Source organism: Stutzerimonas azotifigens (assembly GCF_013522725.1).
Taxonomy (GTDB): domain Bacteria; phylum Pseudomonadota; class Gammaproteobacteria; order Pseudomonadales; family Pseudomonadaceae; genus Stutzerimonas; species Stutzerimonas azotifigens_A.
The window spans coordinates 445653-467854 of record NZ_JAAMRF010000003.1; the positions used below are offsets into that span (position 1 = coordinate 445653).

Annotated in this window: 20 protein-coding genes; 13 read left to right on the plus strand and 7 right to left on the minus strand. The window is 64.7% G+C overall.

Features of this window, described 5'->3' with window-relative positions:
• Nucleotides 1–103 precede the first annotated feature (103 nt).
• From G7026_RS07955 to G7026_RS07965, 3 genes are all read right to left on the minus strand, one after another.
• A complete protein-coding gene (locus tag G7026_RS07955) occupies nt 104–1222 on the minus strand; it encodes an ABC transporter ATP-binding protein (RefSeq protein WP_181070213.1) in 1119 nt (372 codons plus the stop codon).
• Between the two features lie 289 nt (nt 1223–1511).
• Nucleotides 1512–2708 (minus strand): class I SAM-dependent rRNA methyltransferase, encoded by a 1197-nt coding sequence (locus G7026_RS07960; RefSeq protein ID WP_181070214.1) that lies wholly within the window; start codon nt 2706–2708, stop codon nt 1512–1514.
• A gap of 119 nt (nt 2709–2827) precedes the next feature.
• On the minus strand, nt 2828–3370 hold the full coding sequence (locus G7026_RS07965) for a type 1 glutamine amidotransferase domain-containing protein (protein ID WP_181070215.1): 543 nt from the start codon (nt 3368–3370) through the stop codon (nt 2828–2830).
• Nucleotides 3371–3502: 132 nt separating this feature from the next.
• Between G7026_RS07965 and G7026_RS07970 the strand changes: the two genes are divergently transcribed.
• From G7026_RS07970 to G7026_RS07980, 3 genes are all read left to right on the plus strand, one after another.
• Nucleotides 3503–4369, plus strand: a complete 867-nt coding sequence (locus G7026_RS07970; protein WP_219858345.1) for an HDOD domain-containing protein — start codon at nt 3503–3505, stop codon at nt 4367–4369.
• Nucleotides 4370–4437: 68 nt separating this feature from the next.
• Nucleotides 4438–5250: a bifunctional DNA-formamidopyrimidine glycosylase/DNA-(apurinic or apyrimidinic site) lyase gene (mutM, locus tag G7026_RS07975; protein WP_181070216.1), complete on the plus strand. Its 813-nt coding sequence runs from the start codon at nt 4438–4440 to the stop codon at nt 5248–5250.
• Nucleotides 5251–5383: 133 nt separating this feature from the next.
• The gene (locus G7026_RS07980; RefSeq protein WP_181070217.1) at nt 5384–5728 is read left to right on the plus strand and encodes a multidrug transporter; all 345 of its coding nucleotides are present in this window, start codon (nt 5384–5386) and stop codon (nt 5726–5728) included.
• A gap of 244 nt (nt 5729–5972) precedes the next feature.
• On the opposite strand, the gene G7026_RS07985 is transcribed toward G7026_RS07980, so the two are convergent.
• Together G7026_RS07985 and G7026_RS07990 are read right to left on the minus strand one after the other, a co-directional pair.
• Complete coding sequence (locus tag G7026_RS07985; protein WP_181070218.1) at nt 5973–6947, minus strand: serine/threonine protein kinase; 975 nt, start codon at nt 6945–6947, stop codon at nt 5973–5975.
• Between the two features lie 92 nt (nt 6948–7039).
• The gene (locus G7026_RS07990; protein ID WP_181070219.1) at nt 7040–7747 is read right to left on the minus strand and encodes a ComF family protein; all 708 of its coding nucleotides are present in this window, start codon (nt 7745–7747) and stop codon (nt 7040–7042) included.
• A gap of 85 nt (nt 7748–7832) precedes the next feature.
• On the opposite strand from G7026_RS07990, the gene bioB reads away from it, so the two are divergent.
• From bioB to bioD, 5 genes are all read left to right on the plus strand, one after another.
• On the plus strand, nt 7833–8888 hold the full coding sequence (gene bioB, locus G7026_RS07995; RefSeq protein WP_181070220.1) for a biotin synthase BioB: 1056 nt from the start codon (nt 7833–7835) through the stop codon (nt 8886–8888).
• Between the two features lie 114 nt (nt 8889–9002).
• Nucleotides 9003–10184, plus strand: coding sequence for an 8-amino-7-oxononanoate synthase (bioF, locus tag G7026_RS08000; protein WP_181070221.1), 1182 nt, complete (start codon nt 9003–9005; stop codon nt 10182–10184).
• Nucleotides 10177–10902 carry an alpha/beta fold hydrolase gene (locus G7026_RS08005; protein WP_375138190.1) on the plus strand — a complete coding sequence of 242 codons (726 nt, stop codon included), beginning with the start codon at nt 10177–10179 and terminating at the stop codon, nt 10900–10902. Before bioF ends, G7026_RS08005 begins: the two co-directional genes overlap by 8 nt.
• Before the next feature lies 1 nt (nt 10903).
• On the plus strand, nt 10904–11713 hold the full coding sequence (gene bioC, locus G7026_RS08010; protein WP_375138194.1) for a malonyl-ACP O-methyltransferase BioC: 810 nt from the start codon (nt 10904–10906) through the stop codon (nt 11711–11713).
• A gap of 2 nt (nt 11714–11715) precedes the next feature.
• Nucleotides 11716–12402, plus strand: a complete 687-nt coding sequence (gene bioD / locus G7026_RS08015) for a dethiobiotin synthase (RefSeq protein ID WP_181070223.1) — start codon at nt 11716–11718, stop codon at nt 12400–12402.
• Between the two features lie 17 nt (nt 12403–12419).
• On the opposite strand, the gene G7026_RS08020 is transcribed toward bioD, so the two are convergent.
• Together G7026_RS08020 and G7026_RS08025 are read right to left on the minus strand one after the other, a co-directional pair.
• Nucleotides 12420–13589 (minus strand): zinc-dependent alcohol dehydrogenase, encoded by a 1170-nt coding sequence (locus tag G7026_RS08020; protein WP_181070224.1) that lies wholly within the window; start codon nt 13587–13589, stop codon nt 12420–12422.
• Nucleotides 13589–14377, minus strand: coding sequence for an SRPBCC family protein (locus tag G7026_RS08025; RefSeq protein ID WP_181070225.1), 789 nt, complete (start codon nt 14375–14377; stop codon nt 13589–13591). Before G7026_RS08025 ends, G7026_RS08020 begins: the two co-directional genes overlap by 1 nt.
• 181 nt (nt 14378–14558) lie before the next feature.
• Here G7026_RS08025 and G7026_RS08030 point away from each other — a divergent pair, with 181 nt between their 5' ends.
• The 5 genes from G7026_RS08030 to G7026_RS08050 all read left to right on the plus strand — a co-directional run bounded on the left by G7026_RS08030 (nt 14559) and on the right by G7026_RS08050 (nt 22198).
• Nucleotides 14559–14807, plus strand: a complete 249-nt coding sequence (locus tag G7026_RS08030; protein ID WP_138407802.1) for a hypothetical protein — start codon at nt 14559–14561, stop codon at nt 14805–14807.
• 266 nt (nt 14808–15073) lie between these two features.
• Nucleotides 15074–16879 carry a phenylacyl-CoA dehydrogenase gene (locus G7026_RS08035; RefSeq protein ID WP_181070226.1) on the plus strand — a complete coding sequence of 602 codons (1806 nt, stop codon included), beginning with the start codon at nt 15074–15076 and terminating at the stop codon, nt 16877–16879.
• 102 nt (nt 16880–16981) lie between these two features.
• Nucleotides 16982–18310 carry a GGDEF domain-containing protein gene (locus tag G7026_RS08040; protein WP_219858346.1) on the plus strand — a complete coding sequence of 443 codons (1329 nt, stop codon included), beginning with the start codon at nt 16982–16984 and terminating at the stop codon, nt 18308–18310.
• Nucleotides 18311–18427: 117 nt separating this feature from the next.
• Nucleotides 18428–20236: an acyl-CoA dehydrogenase C-terminal domain-containing protein gene (locus tag G7026_RS08045; RefSeq protein WP_181070228.1), complete on the plus strand. Its 1809-nt coding sequence runs from the start codon at nt 18428–18430 to the stop codon at nt 20234–20236.
• A 186-nt stretch (nt 20237–20422) separates the two neighbouring features.
• Nucleotides 20423–22198, plus strand: a complete 1776-nt coding sequence (locus tag G7026_RS08050; protein ID WP_181070229.1) for an acyl-CoA dehydrogenase C-terminal domain-containing protein — start codon at nt 20423–20425, stop codon at nt 22196–22198.
• The last annotated feature ends 4 nt before the right edge of the window (nt 22199–22202 follow it).

Sequence of the window (22202 nt, forward strand, 5' to 3'; positions counted from 1 at the left end):
GGATCTTCTGTGCATCGTCGATTCACTGCCTGGCGATGCCTTTCGACAGGCCTGCAGCCTGCCCTTCACGCGACCCGCTCGGGGTCGCCGCGTCCTGCCTGGTCTAGACGGGCGCGGGTGCCGGTGCGCCGTCGAGGGCCTGGCTGTCATGCGGCAGCCAGGCCAGGGACACTTCCTGCCGGGCGCTGAACTGCGGCGCCGAGCTGTCGTTCATGTTCTTGACCACCAGCTCGGTGCCGGTCGGCGTCTCGAAGTGGTAGCGGATGTATTCGCCAACGTAATGGCGGGTCACGAAGCGCGCCTTGACCTGGTTGCCGGCGCTGCCCAGATGGTCGGTGAAGGTGAGCTTTTCCGGGCGAATCGAGACCGTGGTCGCCTGGCCGACCTCGCTGCAGTCGACCTTCAGGCTGCTGACCTGTTCGCCGTCGGCCAGACGCACCGTGACGGTGTCTTCGCCGACCGCTTCGATCACGCCGCCGAGCTTGTTGCTCTCGCCGATGAAGTCGGCGACGAACAGGTTGGCCGGACGCTCGTAGAGCACATGGGGCGCGGCGCACTGCTGCACCACGCCGTGGTTGAACACCGCGATGCGGTCGGACATGGTCAGCGCTTCGGTCTGGTCATGGGTGACGTAGATGACCGTGAAGCCCAACTGCTCATGCAGGCGCTTGATCTCGAACTGCATCTGCTCGCGCAGCTTCTTGTCCAGGGCGCCGAGCGGCTCGTCCATCAACACGATGTCGGGAGAAAAGATCAGTGCGCGGGCCAGTGCCACGCGCTGGCGCTGGCCACCGGAAAGCTGAGCGGGGTAACGGTTGCCGAAGGGCTGCAGTTCGACCAGTGCGAGGTATTCGTCGACCTTGGCGCGGATCTCGTCCTTCGGTTTCTTGCGGATCTTCAGCGGGTAGGCGAGGTTTTCCCGCAGGGTCATGTGCGGAAACAGGGCGTACTGCTGGAACACCATGCCGATGTTGCGCTGGTAGGGGGCGATGCTGGTGACCGAGCGGCCGTTGATGAGGATTTCGCCGCTGGTCACGTCTTCGAAGCCTGCCAGCATCATCAGGCAGGTGGTCTTGCCCGAGCCGGACGGGCCGAGCAGGGTGATGAACTCGCCGCGAGCCACGTCGAGGTTGAAATCCTTCACCACCAGGGTCTTGTGATCGTAGGTCTTCTTTACGTGGGTGAATTGCAGGAAGGGTGTGTCACCGGCCTGTGGGTCCATATCCCCGCTACGTCCTTTCCCAGGGGGCTCGGCTTTTGACCTGGCCCGACTTGAGGCGCCTGCCTGCTCCATTTGGGAGCGACAGTATCAGCGAGGTGAAAAGCAATTAGTGGGCCATGCGATGCTGCATGTGGCGCTGCGCTCTGGCTCGAGCTCCGGCGCTGTCGCGCAGTCGCCCTGCCGCGGCAGATGTGTGGGGACGCGTAACATCTGCCGGGCAAGCGCGGTGTAGCGGCGCCATGCTTGCCGTTGGTGCGGCCTGGCGCCGGGTTGTTCCCTGGTGGTGCGCTCAGCTGTTGGGCAGCAGGCGGCAGGTGATGCTCTTGATGTAGCGCGTCTCGGGGATGGCCGGGTGTACCGGGTGATCCGGCCCCTGGGCGCCGCGCTCGAGCAGCTGAATGTTGCGGTCCAGATGGCGGGCGCTGGAGAGCAGGATGTTCTGCAGATCGTCCTCGGGCAGGTGCATGGAGCACGAAGCGCTTACCAGAATCCCGTCCTTGCTCAACAGACGCATCGCCTGCTCGTTGAGGCGGCGATAGGCCGCTTCGCCGTTCTTCAGGTCCTTCTTGCGCTTGATGAACGCAGGCGGGTCGGCAATGACCACGTCGAAGCGCTCTTCGGCGGCCTTGAGTTCCTTGATCGCCTCGAACACGTCGCCCTCGACGCTGACCAGGCGCTCGGCGACCCCATTGAGGGTGGCGTTGCGCTCCACGCCATCGAGCGCGAAGGCCGAGGCGTCGACACACATCACTTCGGTCGCGCCAAAGGCGGCCGCCTGCACACCCCAACCGCCGATGTAGCTGAACAGGTCGAGCACGCGCTTGCCCTTGACGTAGGGTGCCAATCGCGCGCGGTTCATACGGTGGTCATAGAACCAGCCGGTCTTCTGGCCCTGCATCACCGGGGCTTCGAATTTCACGCCGTTCTCCTCCAGCGCGACCCATTCAGGAACCACGCCAAAGGCAGTGTCGACGTAGCGTTCGAGTCCTTCGGCGTCGCGCGCGCTGGAATCGTTCTTCCACAGCACGCCGCGTGGCTTGAGCACCTGAACCAGGGCTTCGAGGACGGCGTCGCGGTGCTGCTCCATGGTGGCCGAGGCGATCTGCACCACCAGAATGTCGTGGAAGCGATCGACCACCAGCCCGGGCAGCAGGTCGGAGTCGCCATAGACCAGGCGGTAGCAGGGCTGGTCGAACAGGCGCTCGCGCAACGACAGCGCCACCTTGATCCGGTGCACCAGCAGCGACTTGTCGAGGCTGTGCTTGAGGTCGCGCGACAGCAGGCGTGCGCAGATCAGGTTGTTCGGCGACACCCCAACGATGCCGAGCGGTCGTCCGCCCGCGGCTTCGAGTACCGCCTGGGCCCCGGCCGGAATGGCATTGAGCGGGGTTACGGCGGTGTCGACCTCGTTGCTGTATACCCACAAATGGCCGGCACGCAGGCGACGGTCGGCGTTGGCTTTGAGGCGCAGGCTGGGCAGTGTCATTAAGGCGCTCCGGCAAAAGGGGCGGGATTATAGGCTAAAGCCGCACGCATCAGGCGCCGGCTGCGGGCGGCTTCTGGTGGCCGCCTCGGCAGTGCGGGTCGGATTGCGGGGGCGGTTGGTCAGGCGGCAGACAGCGCGGCGATCAGGGATTCGCTGAAGGCGGGAATGTCGTCCGGTTTGCGGCTGCTGATCAGGTTGCCGTCGACCACCACCTGCTCGTCGACCCAGTTGGCGCCGGCATTCTTCAGGTCGTCGGTCAGCGAAGGCCAGCTGGTCATGCGCTTGCCCTTGACCAGATCGGCCGAAATCAGCAACCAGCCGCCATGGCAGATCACCGCGATGGTTTTGTTGGCGCGGGCCGCGTCGCGGACCAGTTCCTGAGCCATCTCGTCGGTGCGGATGGTGTCGGAATTGACCACGCCGCCGGGCAGCAGGATGGCGTCATAGTCTTCGGCGTGAATGCTGTCGAAGGTGTGATCGACTGGAAACTCGTCCGCCGGCGTGGTGTGGTTCCAGCCGGTGACCTTGCCGGCCTTGGCGGAAATGATTTCGGTTTTGGCGCCGGCTTTCTCGAGCGCTTCCTTCGGTCCGGTCAGTTCGACCTGCTCGAAGCCGTCCGTGACCAGGATAGCGACACGTTTACCTGCGATTTCAGTAGCCATGTTGTCTCCTCCTCGGTACTAAAAAAGGCACGCCTTTTGGCGCTGCTTACTTGAAATCCGACCACCTTCTCAGCCAAAGTTTCGCTCCGGCCATAGGATGGCCTATTGCCTTCTCTCCCTCGAGTCGTTCCCATGGCCGTTGAACTCACCGCTGAACAGATCCGCCACGTGTTGCAGGGGATCAGCGTGCCGCCGCAGCCGCAGATCCTAGTGGACCTGCAGATGGAGCAGGTGATGCCGATCCCGGACCTCAAGGCCATCGCCCGGCTGATCAGCCAGGACCCCGGCCTTTCCGGTGCGTTGCTGAAGATCGTCAATTCGCGCTTCTTCGAACTGTCCAACCGCATTGCATCGATTCAGCAGGCGGTCAACCTGCTGGGCTGCGACTCGGTGATCAACCTGATCAACGCACAGTCGATCAAGGGCGAGATGACCGACGAAACCATCGTCACCCTCAACCGCTTCTGGGATACCGCCCAAGACGTCGCCATGACCAGCCTGACCCTGGCCAAGCGGATCGGCTACCAGGCCCCCGACGAGGCTTATACGCTCGGGCTGTTCCATGATTGCGGCATCCCGCTGATGCTCAAGCGCTTCCCCAACTACATGGCGGTGCTCGAGGAAGCCTATGCCAGTTGCTGCGCCGAGCAACGCATCGTCGATGTCGAGAATCGCGTGCTCAACACCAACCATGCGGTGGTGGGGTATTTCACCGCCAAGTCCTGGAACCTGCCGCTTCGGCTCTGCGACGCGATCGCCAATCACCATAACGCCTGGTCGCTGTTCACCGATGATTCCGGACGCGATGCGCAGCTCAAGACGCTGCTGGCGATCCTGAAGATGGCTGAGCACATCTGTGCCTGCCACCGTGTACTCGGTGGACAGGAGGAGGATCATGAGTGGGAAAATATTTCCCAACTGGTGCTCGAATACGTGGGGCTGTCCGAGTATGACTTCCTCAACCTCAAGGACAGCATCCGCGAACTCGGCGTGGCCTAGTGCCGCGCCTCGTCGTCCGGCGGCGTTCCTGCTAGGGTAGCCGCCCGCATCCCCATGCTCCGTTTGCCATGCCTGAATTACCCGAAGTCGAAACCACCCGCCGCGGCATCGAGCCGCATCTGCTCGGCCACCGTGTCAGCCGCGTGATCGTGCGCGAGCGCCGCCTGCGCTGGGCGATTCCCGAGGATCTGGATGTGCGACTCTCCGGCCAGCGCATCGAGTCTGTCGAGCGCCGTGCCAAGTATTTGTTGATCCACGCGGAGCAGGGCACGTTGATCGCCCATCTGGGCATGTCCGGCAGCCTGCGCCTGGTCGATCCGTCGCTTTCGGTCGGCAAGCACGACCATGTCGACGTGCTGCTCGATTCGGGCATGGCGCTGCGCTACACCGATCCGCGCCGCTTCGGTGCGCTGCTCTGGAGCGACGACCCCCACGCCCATGTACTGATCGCCGGGCTCGGTCCGGAACCGCTCGGCGAGGCTTTCGACGGTGACCGCCTGTACCGCCTGTCGCGCGGGCGCAGCATGGCGGTCAAGCCGTTCATCATGGACAACGCGGTGGTGGTGGGAGTGGGCAACATCTACGCGAGCGAGGCGCTGTTCGCCGCCGGTATCGATCCGAGGCGCGCTGCAGGCAGCATTTCCAGAGCGCGCTACCTGAAGCTTGCGGTCGAGATCAAACGAATCCTGGCGATGGCCATCGAGCGCGGCGGCACCACGTTGCGTGACTTCGTCGGGGGCGACGGCAAACCCGGTTACTTCCAGCAGGAGCTGTTCGTGTATGGACGAGCCGGGGAACTGTGCAAGAGCTGCGGCGGGACGTTGCGAGAAATCCGCCTGGGACAGCGCGCCAGCGTGTATTGCGCCCGTTGCCAGCGTTGAGGGGAAACGCGATCGATGGCCGATTTTCCCGTCCGGTCGTTGACGGCGTTCACGTTGGTAAGCCGTGCGCCACTGTTATAGTTGGCGGCACTACAACTCATCGCCACGCTCTGCACAGCTGAAGGACCACACCATGAAACTGTTCCGCTCGACCGCCGTTGTCTTGGCACTGACCACTGGCCTGATGGCGCTGCCGGCCCAGGCGGCAGAAGTGGTGAATGCTCCCCAGAATGCCAGTGGCGATCCGATGTACACCGTCGAAGCGCCCAAGGCCTTCTCCATGATCGGCGACCTGCTGATCGCTCGCCCGCTGCTGATCGGTGCCACCGTCATCGGTGCCGGCGCTTTCCTGGTCAGCCTGCCGTTCACCGCACTGGGCGGCAATGTCGGCGAAGCCGGCAAGGCGCTGGTGGTCGAGCCGGGCAAGGCGGCTTTCGTACGCTGCCTGGGCTGCACCGGCGACGGCTACCAGAACTGATTTTCGAGCGCCTGCCGCAGTCTATGCGCAGGCGCTTTTTTGCTTTCTCCGCTTCTCGCTCTCGTTGAGCCGGCCTTGATCCGGGCTTCGGCCTGCCCTCCAGTGACATCCTGCGTACCTATCTTTTGCCTTAAGTCGGCAGCCTAATTAAGGGTTTCCCGGTTAGGTGTGTCCCGTATGCCTGTCTCGAATGGGGCGTGTCCCTAGGCGTGCCCAGTAGCCGTGTACCCCACTAGGCGTGCCCCTAGAACAACTTCAGCGGTTCTTCGGCGAGTGCTGAGATCTGTTCACGCAGGATCAGTACCTGGTCGCCCCAGTAACGCTCGCTGCCGAACCAGGGAAAGCTCATCGGGAACGCCGGATCGTCCCAACGGCGTGCCAGCCATGCGCTGTAATGCAACAGTCGCAGCGCCCTCAATGCTTCGATCAGCGGCAGTTCGCGTGGCGAGAAGTCGTGAAACTCCTGATACCCCTCGACCAGCTCCGCCAGTTGGCTCATGCGCTCATGGCGCTCGCCGGCGAGCATCATCCAGAGGTCCTGCACCGCGGGGCCCATCCGGCAGTCGTCCATGTCGACCAGATAGAAGGCATCGTCACGGCCGAGAATGTTGCCGGGGTGAAGATCGCCGTGTAGGCGAATCGGCGTGTAGCGGGTCCGAGCAAAAACTTCGTCGACGCGGGCTAGCAGGTCGCGTGCGACCGACTCATAGGCGGGACGCAGGCTATTGGGCACGAACCCGCCATTGAGCACGGTCGCCAGCGAGTCATGGCCGAAGTTGTTCGGCAGCAGGCTTTCGCGATGCTCGAAGGGGCGTGCGGAGCCCACCGCGTGCAATCGGCCCAGCAGTTGGCCGAGCCGATAAAGCTGATCCAGGTTGCCCGGCTCCGGCGCGCGACCTCCGCGCCGGGGAAACAGGGCGAAGCGGAACCCCGCATGCCCGAACAGTGACTGCCCATCGCGCATCAGCGGTGCGACCACCGGCACCTCACGTTCGGCCAGCTCCAGGCTGAAACGATGCTCCTCGAGGATGGCCTCATCGCTCCAGCGCCCTGGGCGATAGAACTTGGCGATCAGCGGTGTTTCGTCCTCGATGCCAACCTGATAGACGCGGTTCTCGTAGCTGTTGAGCGCGAGCACCCGCGCATCGCTGAGGTAGCCAAGGCTCTCCACCGCGTCGAGTACCAGGTCGGGCGTGAGGGTATCGAAGGGATGGGACATGGGTGTCTCCGCGGGCATGGTCGGTCAGTGTATTGCAACCAGATGTTTGCACAACCGCGGTGCATCCAGGCACTGCCGTTCGGGGTACGGCCTCAGTCGCCCGGTTTCGGCGTGCGGGCCAGGCAGTAGACATCCACCCGGGCGGCTCCGGCGCGCTTGAGCAGGCGCGCCAACGCTTCGGCGGTCGCACCGGTGGTCAGCACATCGTCGATCAGCGCGAGATGCCGCCCGCGTATCGTCCCGGCCGAGGTCAGCGCGAACGCCTGGCGAAGGTTGCGCCGGCGCCTCGCCGCGTCGAGCTGCTGCTGCGAGGCGGTGTCCTGGGTGCGTATCAGCGAGTGTTCGTCGATCTTGATGTCCAGCGAGCGGCTCAGCCAGCCGGCCAGCATCTGCGCCTGATTGAAGCCTCGCTCGCGCAAGCGCTTCTGCGACAGCGGGACCGGCAGCAGCGCATCCGGTCGCGGGAGTCCCTCGGCAAAGGCATGGTTCAGGTGCATCCCCAGGCGCTGCGCCATCAAACGCCCGAGCGGCCAGCGCGACTGGTGCTTGAAGCGGCTGATCAGCGCATCGACCGGGAAGGCGAAGCGCCACGGCACCTCGACGTGATCGAAGGCCGGTGGGCGCTTGAGGCAGGCGCCACATGCCAGCCCATGGGTCGGCAGTGGCAACGCGCAGATCGCACAACGTCCGCCAAGCCAGGGGAGATCGGCCTCGCAAGGGCTGCACAGGCTCTGGCCTGCTTCGCTCGGTTCGTCACACAGCAGGCAAAAGTGTTCATTATTTAGCCAGTTGTTCACCATGATTCCATTCCTGGTTGACAGCCTGTCGGGGTTGGCTAACCATTTCGCATCCGTGTCTGGCACCACTCTATTACAAGGACTGCCCATGAGCGCCACTTCCGCTTCCGCCCTGCGCCACGATTGGAGCCTCGATGAGGTCAAGGCGCTGTTCGAGCAGCCCTTCAACGATCTGCTATTCCATGCGCAAACCGTCCACCGGCAGCATTTCGATGCCAACCGCGTCCAGGTCTCCACGCTGCTGTCGATCAAGACCGGCGCATGCCCGGAAGACTGCAAGTACTGCCCACAGTCCGGGCACTACAACACCGGTCTGGACAAAGAAAAGCTGATGGAAGTGGAAAAGGTGCTCCAGGCCGCGGCCGACGCCAAGGCCATCGGCTCGACCCGCTTCTGCATGGGCGCCGCCTGGAAGCACCCGTCCGCCAAGGACATGCCCTACGTGCTGAAGATGGTCGAAGGCGTGAAAGCCCTGGGCCTGGAAACCTGCATGACCCTCGGCAAGCTCGACCAGGAGCAGACCAGGGCACTGGCCGAAGCAGGGCTGGACTACTACAACCACAACCTCGACACCTCGCCGGAGTTCTACGGCAACATCATCACCACCCGCACCTACGCCGACCGGCTGGAGACGCTGAGCTACGTGCGCGACGCGGGCATGAAGATCTGCTCCGGCGGCATCCTCGGCATGGGCGAGTCGCTGAACGACCGCGCCGGCCTGCTGATCCAGCTGGCCAACCTGCCCGAGCATCCCGAGTCGGTGCCGATCAACATGCTGGTGAAGGTCAAGGGCACGCCGCTGGCCGACGAGCAGGATGTCGATCCCTTCGACTTCATCCGCATGCTCGCCGTGGCGCGGATCATGATGCCCAAGTCCCACGTGCGGTTGTCCGCCGGCCGTGAGCAGATGAACGAGCAGATGCAGGCGCTTGCCTTCTTCGCTGGCGCCAATTCGATCTTCTACGGCGAGAAGCTGCTGACCACCGGCAACCCTCAGGCCGACAAGGACATGCTGCTGTTCAAGCGCCTGGGCATCCAGCCCGAAGCCCGCGAAGAGCACGACGACGAGGTGCACCAGGCCGCCATCGAGCAGGCCCTGGTCGAGCAGCGCGACTCGAAGCTGTTCTACGACGCCACCGCCTGATGCCCACGGTGGATGAGCTGCGCGTCATCCACCCTACGCCTGGAAGTTATAAGCCGGAAGCTTGAAGCGGTTCGGCGTGGCTTCCAGCTTCAGGCTTCCAGCTAAGAGCTTCGTATGACTTTTGATCTCGCGTCCCGCCTGGCCGCCCGCCATGCCGACCACCTCTATCGCAAGCGACCACTGCTTGAGGCCCCGCAAGGGCCTGAGGTGGTCGTCGATGGCAAACCGGTGCTGGCGTTCAGTTCCAATGACTACCTGGGGCTGGCCAATCATCCCGAAGTGATCCGCGCCATGCAGCAGGGCGCAGAGCGCTGGGGCGTTGGCGGTGGCGCCTCGCACCTGGTCATCGGCCACAGCACGCCGCACCACGCACTGGAAGAAGCGCTCGCCGACTTCACCGGGCGGCCGCGGGCATTGCTGTTCTCCACCGGCTACATGGCCAACCTTGCCGCCGTCACCGCGCTGGTGGGGCAAGGCGACACCGTACTGGAAGACCGCCTCAACCACGCTTCGCTGCTCGATGCCGGCCTGCTGTCCGGCGCGCGCTTCTCGCGCTACCTGCACAACGATGCGGACAGCCTGGCCAAGCGCCTGGAGAAGGCGACCGGCGACACGCTGGTGGTGACCGATGGGGTGTTCAGCATGGACGGCGATCTGGCCGACCTGCCTGCCCTGTGCGCCGCCGCGAAAGCGCGCGACGCCTGGGTGATGGTAGACGACGCCCACGGCTTCGGCCCGCTCGGCGGCACTGGCGGCGGCATCGTCGAACACTTCGGGCTGGGCATCGATGACGTGCCGGTGCTGGTCGGCACCCTGGGCAAGGCCTTCGGTACCGCCGGCGCGTTCGTGGCCGGCAGCGACGAGCTGATCGAGACCCTGATCCAGTTCGCCCGCCCCTACATCTACACCACCAGCCAGCCACCGGCGGTCGCCTGCGCGTCCCTGAAAAGCCTGGAGCTGCTGCGCGGCGAAAGCTGGCGACGGGACCATCTGAACCGGCTGATCGCGCGTTTTCGCCAGGGTGCGAGCGATATCGGCCTGACCCTGATGGACAGCCCGACGCCAATCCAGCCGATCCTGGTCGGCAGCAGCGAGCGCGCCATGCGTCTTTCGGCGTTGTTGCGCGAGCGCGGCATTCTGGTCGGCGCGATTCGTCCACCGACGGTCCCGGCCGGTAGCGCCCGGTTGCGGATTACCCTGACCGCTGCCCACAGCGAGGCCCAGGTGGAACGTCTGCTGGATATCTTGGCCGAATGCTGGAACCGACTGGCCCAGGAGCCCTTCGAGAATGCGTAATCGACTGATTCTGCTGCCCGGCTGGGCCTTCGGCGAGGCGGCGCTGGCCCCGCTGCGTGACGCGCTGCTCGAGCGCGACTCCCACTTGCAGGTCGATATCCTGCCGCTGCCCGATCGGGCCGACCCGGCCGATTGGCTCAAGTCGCTCGATCCTCAGATCCCGGATGGCGCCTGGCTCGCCGGCTGGTCTCTGGGCGGCATGCTGGCGGCACGCCTGGCAGCCAGCCGAGCCGAACGCTGCCGCGGGCTGATCGGCATCGCCAGCAACCTCTGCTTTCGCAGCAGCGAGCAGTGGCCCACGGCGATGCCGGCGGAGATCTTCGATACCTTCCACCAGGCCTTTGGCCTCGATCCCGAGCTGACCCTCAAGCGTTTCACCCTGCTGGTCAGCCGCGGCGCCTTCGATCCGAAAACCCTGGCCCGGCAGCTGCAGGTGTCGCAGGCGGCCATGAGCCCGGCCGCCCTGGATGCGGGCCTGCAACTGCTCGCGCACCTGGACAACCGTGACGTGCTGGGTGCCTTTGCGGGCCCGCAGCTGCACCTGTTCGCCAGTAGCGATGCGCTGGTACCGGTGGCGGCCGCCGACGCGCTGCAGGCCGAAGTGCCCGATGTCGACATCCGTGTCGTCGAGGATGCCAGTCACGGTCTGCCGCTGGAGCAGCCCGATACCGTTGCCCGGCTGATGGTTCGTTTCATGCGCGAGGGTGAAGATGGCTGAAATGATCGCGGAACGACCGCCAGTCAGCGCGCCGGGCTTGCCCGACAAGCGCGAGGTGGCTGCGTCGTTTTCCCGGGCGGCGGCCAGCTACGACGCCGTCGCCGAGTTGCAGCGCCAGGTGGGCGAGGCCTTGCTCAAGTCCCTGCCCAAGGGCGGCATCGAACGCTGGGTCGATCTGGGCTGCGGCACCGGTTATTTCAGCCGGCAACTGGCGCAGCGTTTCCCCGCCGCCGAAGGCCTGGCGCTGGACATCGCCGAGGGCATGCTGCAGCACGCGCGCCGGCATGGCGGGGCGCAGGACTTCATCGCTGGCGACGCCGAGGCGCTGCCTCTGCGCGATGGTTCGGTCGATATACTGTTTTCCAGTCTGGCGGTGCAGTGGTGCCCGGATTTCGCCGCGGTACTCGGCGAAGCCCGGCGGGTGCTGCGTCCGGGCGGGGTGTTCGCCTTTACCAGCCTGTGCGCTGGCACGCTGCAGGAGTTGCGCGACAGCTGGGAGCAGGTCGACGGCTTCGTCCACGTCAATCGCTTCCGCCCGTTCGAGCAGTACCAGCATCTCTGCGCGGGCAGCGGCCTGCGGGCGTTGCAGCTCGAGCAGGTGCCGCAGCGGCTGTTCTTTTCGGATTTGCGCCGGTTGACTCACGACCTCAAGGCGCTCGGTGCCCATAACCTCAACCCCGGCCGCCCGGGCGGACTGACGGGGCGGGCGCGCATGCTGGCACTGATCGAGGCCTACGAACGTCTGCGCCAGCCCCAGGGTCTGCCGGCGACCTATCAGGTCGTCCAGGGCATTTTGCAGAAGGAAGCCTGAGCATGGCTGCGGCGTTTTTTGTCACCGGTACCGATACCGAGGTGGGCAAGACCACCATCGCTGCAGGGCTGCTCCATGCCGCGCGGCTTGCTGGCCTGAGCACCGCGGCCGCCAAGCCGGTCGCGTCGGGCTGCGAGCGGAGCGGTGCAGGGCTGCGCAACGCCGATGCCCTGGCATTACTGGGCGAATGCACGTTGCCGATGAGCTATGAGCAGGTCAATCCGTACGCCTTCGAGCCGGCCATCGCACCGCATCTGGCCGCGCGGGAAGCCGGAGTCGAGCTGAGTGCTGAAGGCCTTGCCGTGCCGGTCCGACGCATGCTCGGCCTCTCGGCGGATTTCAGCCTAGTGGAAGGCGCGGGGGGCTGGCGGGTGCCGCTGTCAGGACGGCAGAACCTCTCGGACCTCGCCGTGCTGCTGGGCCTGCCGGTGATTCTGGTAGTAGGCGTGCGGCTGGGGTGCATCAACCATGCGTTGCTCACCGCCGAGGCGATCGAGCGAGACGGATTGCCCCTGGCGGGTTGGGTCGCCAACATCGTCGATGCACAGACCTCGCGGCTCGAAGAGAATCTCGGCACGCTGGCCGACCGTCTGGATGCGCCCTGCATCGGGCTCGTCCCGCAGCTGGCGTCGGCCACGCCATCGGCCGTCGCGGTACACCTGGATCTGGGACAGCTGCGGGCCGGCTAAGCGCCGACCCGGCCGGGTCAGGGTGTGAATACTGCGCGCATGCACTGTTCGGTCTTGTGCTTGAACAGGGCGTAGCCTTCGGGCGACTGCTCCAGATCCATCGGGTGGGTGAGCAGGTACGAGGGGTCCATTTCGCCGTCGAGAATGTGCTGGAAGATCCGCTCGGCGTAGCGCTGGCCCGGTTGCTGGCCGGAGCGCAGGGTCAGCGCCTTGTTGACGATGGCCCCCATCGGGAACTTGTCCATCAGCCCGCCATAGACCCCCAGCACCGACACCGTCCCGCCCTTGCGGCAGGCGCGGATCGCCTGGCGCAACGCCGTGCCGCGTTCGGTGTGCAGGCGCAGTTGCTGCTTGACCTTGTCATAGGCCTGCTCGAGACCGGTGCCATGCGCCTCCATGCCAACCGCATCGATGCAGCGGTCCGGGCCGCGGCCGCCGGTCAGCTCCAGCAAGGCTTCGTGCACGTCGGTGGTTTCGTAGTTCAGGGGGATGGCGCCGGCCTTCTGCTCGGCCAGGGCCAGGCGATCGGGGAAGCGGTCGATGGCGATGACCCGCTCGGCACCCATCAGGTAGGCGCTGCGAATGGTCATCTGGCCGACGCCGCCACAGCCCCAAACCGCGACGGTCTCGCCACGCTGGATGTCGGCCTGGTCGGCGCCGAAGTAGCCGGTGGGCGCGGCGTCGGAGACGAACACCGCCTGCTCGTTGGTGATGCCCTCGGGCACCTTGAACAGGTTGACTTCGGCATAGGGCACCCGCACGTAGGTGGCGTGGCTGCCGGCATAGCCGCCGAAAGCGTGGCTGTAGCCGAAGATGCCCGAACAGGTGTAGCCATAGGCGAGCTCGGTCTGCGGGCTGTTGGGGTTCGAGTTGTCGCAGCAATTGAAGTTGCTCGCCTGGCAATGGCTGCATTCGCCGCAACCGATGATGGAGATGGCGATGACCCGGTCGCCTTTCTTGAAGCGGGTCACCGCCGAGCCGGTCTCCACCACCTCGCCCAGGAACTCGTGGCCCAGGATGTCGCCCGGATGCATCGTCGGCACATAGCCGTCGACCAGGTGCAGGTCGGAGCCGCAGACCGAGGACATGATCACCTTGAGGATGACATCCTTCGGATTGACGATTTCCGGGTCCGGTACCGTCTCGACCTGCAACATGTTCGGACCTTGCCAAGTCAGTGCTCGCATCAGCGGGCCTCCCCGATCGCGGTGATGCCGGTGTGCTTGTCCGCCGGCTCGCGATTCATCTGGTTGGTGGCGATTTCTCCGGTTTCCATCAGCTGCTTGAAGCGGCGCAGGTCCTGGCTGGCCTCGAAGCCGGACAGGGTGCTGAAACCCTTGGCCAGCGCATAGCCGACCTGGCCGCCGGGCACTTCGTGGGCGATCACCGCCTGGATTTCGGTACCGCTGCCGTTGGGGGCATCGCGGAAGGTCACCCAGCCGAGGTTGCGGATCGGCGCGTCGGCCTCGGACATCCAGGCCAGGCGCTCGCCGGGCACGTCCTCGGTCACGTAGGTATCCCACTCGAGCGTCTTGTCCGTCATCGGTATCCGGGCGATCCAGTGCGCATGGTGGTCGTCGCGCGTCTCGACCCGTTCGATGAACTCCATGAAGGTCGGCATGTGGCTGAAATCGCGCCAGTAGGCGTAGACCTCTTCGCGGGGGCGGTTGACCGTGATGCTGCGCGACAGGGCCTTGGCGCTGCTCCAGCGATTCTCTTCGGCCACCTGCGTCTCATAGGGGCTCGGCGACAGCGCGCGCTTGGCGGCGCAATGGCCCGAGCCGCCACGGGCGATTGCCATGCCGCCCAGTGCGATTTTCACCAGGCCGAACAGGCCACTACTGCGCAGCCCGCGTCCGAGCAGCCAGCCGCCCACCAGGCCTGACGCCAGACGCTCGAATCCATGGACATTGGGCGCCTGAGCCATTTCCTCGTCGAGGCGGGCTGCCAGCAAAGGTGATTTCGATCGATTCATGTCGTGCTCCGGCAATGGATACTGCTAAAGAGGACTGCTGCCGGGGTGCAGGCGTTCCTGCTCACCGATGAGTGAGCGTGCTCGTTGGCATAAGAGCCGGCGAATTGATTCCGTTATGTCTCTGGCGTCAACGGACCGACTCTGTTTCAATGATGGCCAGACGATTCCATCGGATGCCGCCATGCAGATCTCCAACAGCCTGTTCTCCTATGGAGTGACCGCCATCAACGCGGGTCAGCAGCGCGTCGAGCAGGCGGCAGGTCGTATCGCCGGCGCATCGGTTCCCGACAACAGCGATGCGCCGAGCAGCGCGGAGCTCGCCTTGCAGCTCGTCGAGCTCCAGCAGGGCCGCTACGACGCCCAGATCGGGGCCCGCCTGGTGCGCAGCGCCGACGAAGTACTTGGCACGCTGATCGACACCCGCGCCTGACCAAAGGCGTCAGCGCCTCTTCATTCCCCTCCCGTTCCTGCCCAGGGCGCCCGGCCATCGCGGGGCGCCTTGTCGTGCCTTGCGTATCGTGATGTCTGCCGATAAACGGAAAGGGGGTGCCCGCTTGACATCCCTCAGGCCTAAACGTATGTTTCAAACGCCTGTTTGACCCCTTTCGGCCTACTGCCGACCGGTCAATATCCGAACCTGAAGCGACCGGCCAGCCGGTCATCTGATCAAAAGAACTCACCGCTGAGGTTTACGCTATGCCTGACTACAAGGCCCCCTTGCGCGATATCCGCTTCGTACGTGACGAGCTGCTCGGCTACGAGGCGCACTATCAGAGCCTTCCGGGTTGTGAAGACGCGACGCCGGACATGGTCAATGCCATTCTCGAAGAAGGCGCGAAGTTCTGTGAGCAGGTGATCGCTCCCCTCAATCGCGTCGGCGACATCGAGGGCTGCACCTGGAGCGAGTCGGGCGTGAAGACGCCGACCGGCTTCAAGGAAGCCTACAAGCAGTTCGTCGAAGGTGGTTGGCCGAGCCTGGCCCACGACGTCGAGCACGGTGGCCAGGGGCTGCCTGAATCCCTCGGCATGGCCGTCAGCGAGATGGTCGGTGAGGCCAACTGGTCCTGGGGCATGTACCCCGGCCTGTCCCACGGTGCAATGAACACGCTGCACGCCCACGGCACGGCCGAGCAGCAGCAGACCTACCTGACAAAGCTGGTCTCCGGCGAATGGACCGGCACCATGTGCCTGACCGAGCCGCATTGCGGCACCGACCTGGGCATGCTGCGTACCAAGGCCGAACCCCAGGCCGATGGCAGCTACAAGGTGACCGGGACCAAGATCTTCATTTCCGCTGGCGAACACGACATGGCCGACAACATCGTCCATATCGTATTGGCTCGCCTGCCCGATGCGCCTGAAGGTACCAAGGGCATCTCGCTGTTCATCGTGCCCAAGTTCCTGCCGAACGCCGAAGGCGGCGTGGGCGAGCGCAATGGCGTGACCTGTGGCTCGCTCGAGCACAAGATGGGCATCCACGGCAACGCGACCTGCGTGATGAACTTCGACAGCGCCACCGGCTTCCTGATCGGGCCGCCGAACAAGGGCCTGAACTGCATGTTCACCTTCATGAACACGGCACGTCTGGGCACCGCTCTGCAGGGCCTGGCCCACGCCGAGATCGGCTTCCAGGGCGGTATCACCTACGCCCGTGAGCGCCTGCAGATGCGTTCGCTGACCGGCCCGAAAGCGCCGGAAAAAGCCGCCGACCCGATCATTGTGCATCCGGACGTGCGCCGCATGCTGCTGACCATGAAGGCGTTCGCCGAAGGCAACCGGGCGATGCTGTACTTCGCCGCCAAGCAGGTCGATATCACCCAGCGCAGCCAGGATGAGGAGCAGCGCAAGGCAGCCGATTCCATGCTCGCCTTCCTGACGCCGATCGCCAAGGCGTTCATGACTGAAGTCGGCTTCGAGTCCGCCAACCACGGCGTGCAGATTTATGGTGGCCACGGTTTCATCGCCGAGTGGGGCATGGAACAGAACGTGCGCGACAGCCGCATCTCCTGCCTGTACGAAGGCACCACCGGCATCCAGGCGCTCGACCTGCTCGGCCGCAAGGTGCTGATGACCCAGGGCGAGGCGCTCAAGGGCTTCACCAAGGTCGTGCACAAGTTCTGCCAGGCCAACGAAGGCAACGAGGCGGTAAAGGAATTCGTCGAGCCGCTGGCCAAGCTGAACAAGGAGTGGGGCGACATCACCATGAAGGTCGGCATGGCGGCCATGAAGAACCGCGAAGAAGTCGGTGCCGCCTCGGTGGACTACCTGATGTATTGCGGTTATGCCTGCCTGGCTTACTTCTGGGCCGACATGGCGCGGGTGGCTGCCGAGAAGCTGGCCGCCGGTACCGGTGAGGAAGGTTTCTACAAGGCCAAGCTGCAGACGGCGCGCTTCTACTACAAGCGTATCCTGCCGCGTACCCGCACCCACGTCGAAGCCATGCTGTCGGGCGCCGACAACCTGATGGACATGGACGAGGAACATTTCGCCCTGGCGTACTGAGTCCTCCGGATGTCCGAAAAAACCGCTGCGCAGGCAGCGGTTTTTTTTCGTCTGGCTAGCGGCGCATCAAGAAAGGTGAACAGCTGGCGGAATGCAGGCAGAATGCCTGCCTCTGCTGGCCCGTTTGCCGGAGTGCTCGTGCCCCGCTCAGCCGCTGTGCGTCTTAGTCATGTCTTGCCGCCCATGGGATTGCTGGCGGTCGGGCTGTTGACGGCGCGCCAGCCCGTACTCAACGAGTTCTTCGTCTCCCTGTTCAACGTGCTGCCGACCGTGCTGGTGCTGATGGGGGGCGCGCTATGCCTGGGGTATGGGCGCCTGCGCGAGCTGTTTCTGCTGCTCGTGGTGTACATCGCGTATTTCCTGCTCGACACCCAGGCCGACCATTACCGGACCACGGGCACGCTGCTGCCCGAAGCGGCATTGACCTTCCATCTGTGCAGCCTGCTGCTGCCGCTTCTCTACGGCCTTTATGCCCTTTGGCATGAGCGCACCCATCTGTTGCAGGATGGCCTGGCGCGCGCCGCCGTTCTGCTGCTGGTGACCAGTGTCGCGGTTGCACTGGCGCGGCGCTTCCCGGAAAACGTGCACGACTGGTTGGTGGCGGTCCGCTGGCCAGCGCTGCAGGCGGACTGGTTGCAGCTGATCCAGCTGGCCTATCCACTGTTCCTGCTCGCCTTCGTCGCTTTGGCCGTGCAGTACTGGCGACGCCCCCGCGCCCTGCACGCCGCGCAATTGGTCGCCTTGCTGGGGCTGCTGCTGGTGCTGCCGCAGGTGTTCAGCCGGCCGGGTGCGTTGAACGTGCTGATCAGCCTGACGATGCTGATCCTGGTGGTCGCCATCGCGCAGGAGGCCTATCTGATGGCGTTTCGCGACGAACTCACCAGCTTGCCGAATCGTCGGGCGCTCAACGAGCGGCTGCAGCGGCTCGGCCGTCAGTACGTCATCGCCATGGCCGATGTCGATCATTTCAAGGCGTTCAACGACACCCACGGGCATGACGTCGGCGACCAGGTGTTGCGGCTGGTCGCCAGCCGGCTGCGCAAGATTGGCGGCGGCGGAAGGGCCTACCGTTACGGTGGCGAGGAATTCACCCTGGTGTTCCCTGGCCGGGACCTACAGACTTGTCTGCCGCATCTGGAAACCATCCGCCTGGCGGTGGAAAGTTATGCCCTGCAATTGCGTGACCCCGCCAGCCGACCGAAGAACGACGAGCAGGGTCGACAGCGGCGTGGCGGCAAGGCGGCCAGCCAGGTATCGGTGACGATCAGCATCGGCGTGGCCGAGCGGCAACCGGCGCAGCGCAACGCCGATGAAGTCATCAAGGCTGCCGACAAGGCGCTCTACAGCGCTAAGAGCGCCGGGCGAAACTGTGTACGCGCCCATGGCGAGAACCGCCGTGGTGCAGTGCGAGCACCGCGTCAGCCGGCCTGACGAACCGACGGTTATGGCGGCGCATTCAGCGCCCATGATGTGATTGTTGACTAAGCTCCCCAGCAGTAGGTTGCCCGCTGGATAACCGCCCGGCGCCGCCTTCTGGAGAACAACAACATGCCCGAGTACAAGGCTCCCCTGCGCGACATGCGCTTTCTGATCGACGACGTTTTCGATTTCCATGCCAGCTACGCCGCGATTGGCGCCGAGGATGCGACCCCGGACATGGTCGGCGCGATCCTGGAGGAGGGCGCCAAGTTCTGCGAGCAGGTGCTGGCACCGCTCAACCGCAGCGGCGACGAAGAAGGCTGCCACTTCGACAATGGCGTGGTGACCACGCCGAAGGGCTTCAAGGAAGCCTTCGCCCAGTACGCCGAAGGCGGCTGGATGGGGCTGGCGTCGACGCCTGAATACGGCGGCCAGGGGTTGCCGCATTCGCTGGGCCTGGTGATCGGCGAAATGGTCGGCTCGGCCAACACCTCCTTCGGCATGTACCCGGGACTGACCCACGGCGCCATGGCCGCCATCGGTGCCCACGGCAGCGAGGAGCAGAAGTCCACCTACCTCACCCGCATGACCGAGGGTCGCTGGACCGGCACCATGTGCCTGACCGAACCCCACTGCGGTACGGACCTTGGGATCATCAAGACCCGTGCGGTGCCCGAAGCCGATGGCAGCTACGCCATCAGCGGCACCAAGATCTTCATCTCCGCCGGCGAGCACGACCTGAGCGAGAACATCGTGCATTTGGTGCTGGCCAAGCTGCCCGACGCGCCGGCCGGCACCAAGGGCATCTCGCTGTTCATCGTGCCCAAGTTCTTACCCAAGGAAGGCCTGCCCGATGCGGCCGGCGGCGTAGGCGAACGCAATGCGGTGGCCTGCGGCTCGATCGAGCACAAGATGGGCATCAAGGCCTCGGCTACCTGCGTGATCAACTTCGACGGCGCCCGCGGTTTTCTCATCGGCGAACCGAACAAGGGCCTCAACTGCATGTTCACCATGATGAACCATGCGCGCCTCGGCACCGGCATGCAGGGGCTGTGCAACGGCGAGGCAAGCTACCAGGGCGCGGTGAAATACGCCCAGGAGCGCCTGCAGATGCGCTCGCTGACCGGCGCGAAGTTTCCCGACAAGCCTGCCGACCCGATCATCGTCCATCCGGACGTGCGGCGGATGCTGCTGACCATGAAAGCCTTCAACGAAGGCAACCGTGCGCTGGCCTATTTCACCGCGCAGCTGCTCGATCAGCTGCACAGCCCCGAGGCGAGCAAGCGCGAGGAGGCCGAGGCGCTGCTGGCCTTCCTCACGCCCATCTGCAAGGCCTTCATGACCGACACCGGGCTGGAAGTCACCAGCCTCGGCATGCAGGTGTTCGGCGGCCACGGCTACATCCGCGAGTGGGGCATGGAGCAACTGATGCGCGACTGCCGCATCGCCCCGATCTATGAAGGCACCAACGGCATCCAGGCGCTCGACCTGCTCGGCCGCAAGGTCCTGGGCAGCCAGGGCAAGCTGATGCTGGGCTTCACCAAGCTGGTCCACAAGTTCTGCCAGGCCAACGCTGAGCATCCGCAACTCAAGGGCCAGGCCCAACGGCTCGCCGAGTTGAACAAGGATCTGGGGGCGATCACTGCCCGCATCGGCATGGCGGCGATGAAGAACCCCGACGAGGTCGGCGCGGCCTCGGTCGACTACCTGATGTACTGCGGCTATGTGGTCCTCGGCTTCTTCTGGCTGCGTATGGCGGTGGTCGCCCAGGCCAAACTCCAGGCCGGCGAGGGCGATGCGGCCTTCTACCAGTCGAAGATGGTCACCGCCGAGTTCTATTTCAGCCGCTTGCTGCCACGTACCGCGGCGCATCGGGCTGCGCTCGAGGCCGGCAGCGAGACGCTGATGAAGCTCGAGGCCGACCAGTTCATCTTCTAAGGAAACGCTGCGCTAGAAAGCCCGCTTCGGCGGGCTTTTTCATGCGTGGCCGGGCCTGTGACTGGTCTGGAAGAAGCAGAACCGAATGGTCACAACTAGACGCTTCGGGCGCCTGCCGGTGTCGGCTAGACTCGGGAAAACGCTGCGGCCAGCCGGCCCGGCGGCACGATCTGCGAGGCTCTCTCCATGGCTGATTACAAAGCACCGCTGCGCGACATGCGTTTTATCCTCAATGAAGTTCTCGAAGCGCCAGCCCTGTGGCAGAGCCTGCCGGCACTTGCCGAAGTGGTCGATGCCGATACGGCTGACGCCATTCTCGAAGAGGCCGGCAAGATCACGGCAAACTCCATCGCACCACTCAACCGTAGCGGCGACGAAGAGGGCTGCAGCTGGAATGACGGCGTGGTCAGCACGCCGGCCGGCTATCCCGAGGCTTATCGTCTGTATGCCGAGGGTGGCTGGGTCGGTGTCGCCGGTGATCCAGCGTTCGGCGGCATGGGCATGCCCAAGGCGATCTCCGCCCAGGTCGAGGAGATGATCAACTCGGCCAGCCTGGCGTTCGGCCTGTATCCGATGCTGACCTCCGGTGCCTGCCTGTCGATCCACGCCCACGGCAGCGAAGCGCTGAAGGAAAAATACCTGCCCAACATGTACGCGGGCGTCTGGACCGGCTCGATGTGCCTGACCGAACCCCATGCCGGCACCGATCTGGGCCTCATCCGCACCAAGGCCGAGCCGCAAATCGACGGCAGCTACAAGGTCAGCGGCACCAAGATCTTCATCACCGGCGGTGAACACGATCTGACCGAGAACATCATTCATCTGGTGTTGGCCAAATTGCCGGACTCGCCGGCCGGTTCCAAGGGTATCTCGCTGTTCCTGGTGCCCAAGGTGATGGTCAACGAAGACGGCTCGCTGGGCGAGCGCAACGCGCTGTCCTGCGGCTCGATCGAGCACAAGATGGGCATCCAGGCATCGGCCACCTGTGTGATGAACTTCGACGGCGCGACCGGTTGGTTGATCGGCGAGCCGAACAAGGGCCTCGCCGCGATGTTCACCATGATGAATTACGAGCGCCTGGGCGTGGGCATTCAGGGGTTGGCCACTGGCGAGCGCTCCTACCAGAGTGCGGTGGAATACGCCCGTGAACGCATCCAGAGCCGGGCGCCGACCGGGGCTGTGGCGAAGGACAAGGCGGCCGATCCGATCATCGTGCACCCCGATGTGCGGCGCATGCTGCTGACCATGAAGGCCCTCAACGAGGGCGGCCGTGCGTTCTCCAGCTACGTGGCGTTGCAGCTGGATATCGCCAAGTTCAGCGAGGACGCGGCAGCGCGCGAGCGCGCCGAAGCCCAGGTAGCCCTGCTGACGCCCGTGGCCAAGGCATTCCTTACCGATATGGGGCTCGAAACCACCGTCCATGGCCAGCAGGTGTTCGGCGGCCACGGTTTCATTCGTGAATGGGGTCAGGAGCAACTGGTTCGCGACTGCCGCATCACCCAGATCTACGAGGGCACCAATGGTATCCAGGCGCTGGACCTGATGGGCCGCAAGGTGGTCGGCAGCGGTGGGGCGCTCTATCGTCCCTTCGCCGACGAGATTCGCACCTTCATCGCCAGCGCTCCGGCCGAGCAGCATGAGTTCACCGAGCCCCTGCGACTGGCGCTGGACAACCTCGACGAGCTGACCGCCTGGGTGCTGGACAGAGCCAAGGGCAACCCCAACGAGATCGGTGCCGCTTCGGTGGAGTACCTGCATGTGTTCGGCTACACCGCCTACGCCTACCTGTGGGCACGGATGGCGGCGGTGTCGCTGGGCAAATCCGGCGACGATTTCTATGCCAGCAAGCTGGGCACCGCACGCTTCTATTTCGCCCGGCTGCTGCCGCGAATCCATTCGCTCAGCGCCTCGGTGAAGGCCGGAAGCGAATCGCTTTACCTGCTCGAAGCCGCGCAGTTCTAGGGCT

Bases quoted from the DNA above. Each gene is read 5' to 3' on its own strand.
- G7026_RS07985 (WP_181070218.1), bottom strand. From the start codon at position 6,947: ATGTCCCATCCCTTCGATACCCTCACGCCCGACCTGGTACTCGACGCG.
- G7026_RS07970 (WP_219858345.1), top strand. From the start codon at position 3,503: ATGGCCGTTGAACTCACCGCTGAACAGATCCGCCACGTGTTGCAGGGG.
- G7026_RS08005 (WP_375138190.1), top strand. From the start codon at position 10,177: ATGCGTAATCGACTGATTCTGCTGCCCGGCTGGGCCTTCGGCGAGGCG.
- G7026_RS08025 (WP_181070225.1), bottom strand. From the start codon at position 14,377: ATGAATCGATCGAAATCACCTTTGCTGGCAGCCCGCCTCGACGAGGAA.
- G7026_RS08030 (WP_138407802.1), top strand. From the start codon at position 14,559: ATGCAGATCTCCAACAGCCTGTTCTCCTATGGAGTGACCGCCATCAAC.
- bioC (WP_375138194.1), top strand. From the start codon at position 10,904: ATGATCGCGGAACGACCGCCAGTCAGCGCGCCGGGCTTGCCCGACAAG.
- G7026_RS08045 (WP_181070228.1), top strand. From the start codon at position 18,428: ATGCCCGAGTACAAGGCTCCCCTGCGCGACATGCGCTTTCTGATCGAC.
- G7026_RS07960 (WP_181070214.1), bottom strand. From the start codon at position 2,708: ATGACACTGCCCAGCCTGCGCCTCAAAGCCAACGCCGACCGTCGCCTG.
- mutM (WP_181070216.1), top strand. From the start codon at position 4,438: ATGCCTGAATTACCCGAAGTCGAAACCACCCGCCGCGGCATCGAGCCG.
- bioF (WP_181070221.1), top strand. From the start codon at position 9,003: ATGACTTTTGATCTCGCGTCCCGCCTGGCCGCCCGCCATGCCGACCAC.
- bioD (WP_181070223.1), top strand. From the start codon at position 11,716: ATGGCTGCGGCGTTTTTTGTCACCGGTACCGATACCGAGGTGGGCAAG.
- G7026_RS08050 (WP_181070229.1), top strand. From the start codon at position 20,423: ATGGCTGATTACAAAGCACCGCTGCGCGACATGCGTTTTATCCTCAAT.
- G7026_RS07955 (WP_181070213.1), bottom strand. From the start codon at position 1,222: ATGGACCCACAGGCCGGTGACACACCCTTCCTGCAATTCACCCACGTA.
- G7026_RS07980 (WP_181070217.1), top strand. From the start codon at position 5,384: ATGAAACTGTTCCGCTCGACCGCCGTTGTCTTGGCACTGACCACTGGC.
- G7026_RS08020 (WP_181070224.1), bottom strand. From the start codon at position 13,589: ATGCGAGCACTGACTTGGCAAGGTCCGAACATGTTGCAGGTCGAGACG.
- bioB (WP_181070220.1), top strand. From the start codon at position 7,833: ATGAGCGCCACTTCCGCTTCCGCCCTGCGCCACGATTGGAGCCTCGAT.
- G7026_RS07990 (WP_181070219.1), bottom strand. From the start codon at position 7,747: ATGGTGAACAACTGGCTAAATAATGAACACTTTTGCCTGCTGTGTGAC.
- G7026_RS08035 (WP_181070226.1), top strand. From the start codon at position 15,074: ATGCCTGACTACAAGGCCCCCTTGCGCGATATCCGCTTCGTACGTGAC.
- G7026_RS08040 (WP_219858346.1), top strand. From the start codon at position 16,982: ATGCCTGCCTCTGCTGGCCCGTTTGCCGGAGTGCTCGTGCCCCGCTCA.
- G7026_RS07965 (WP_181070215.1), bottom strand. From the start codon at position 3,370: ATGGCTACTGAAATCGCAGGTAAACGTGTCGCTATCCTGGTCACGGAC.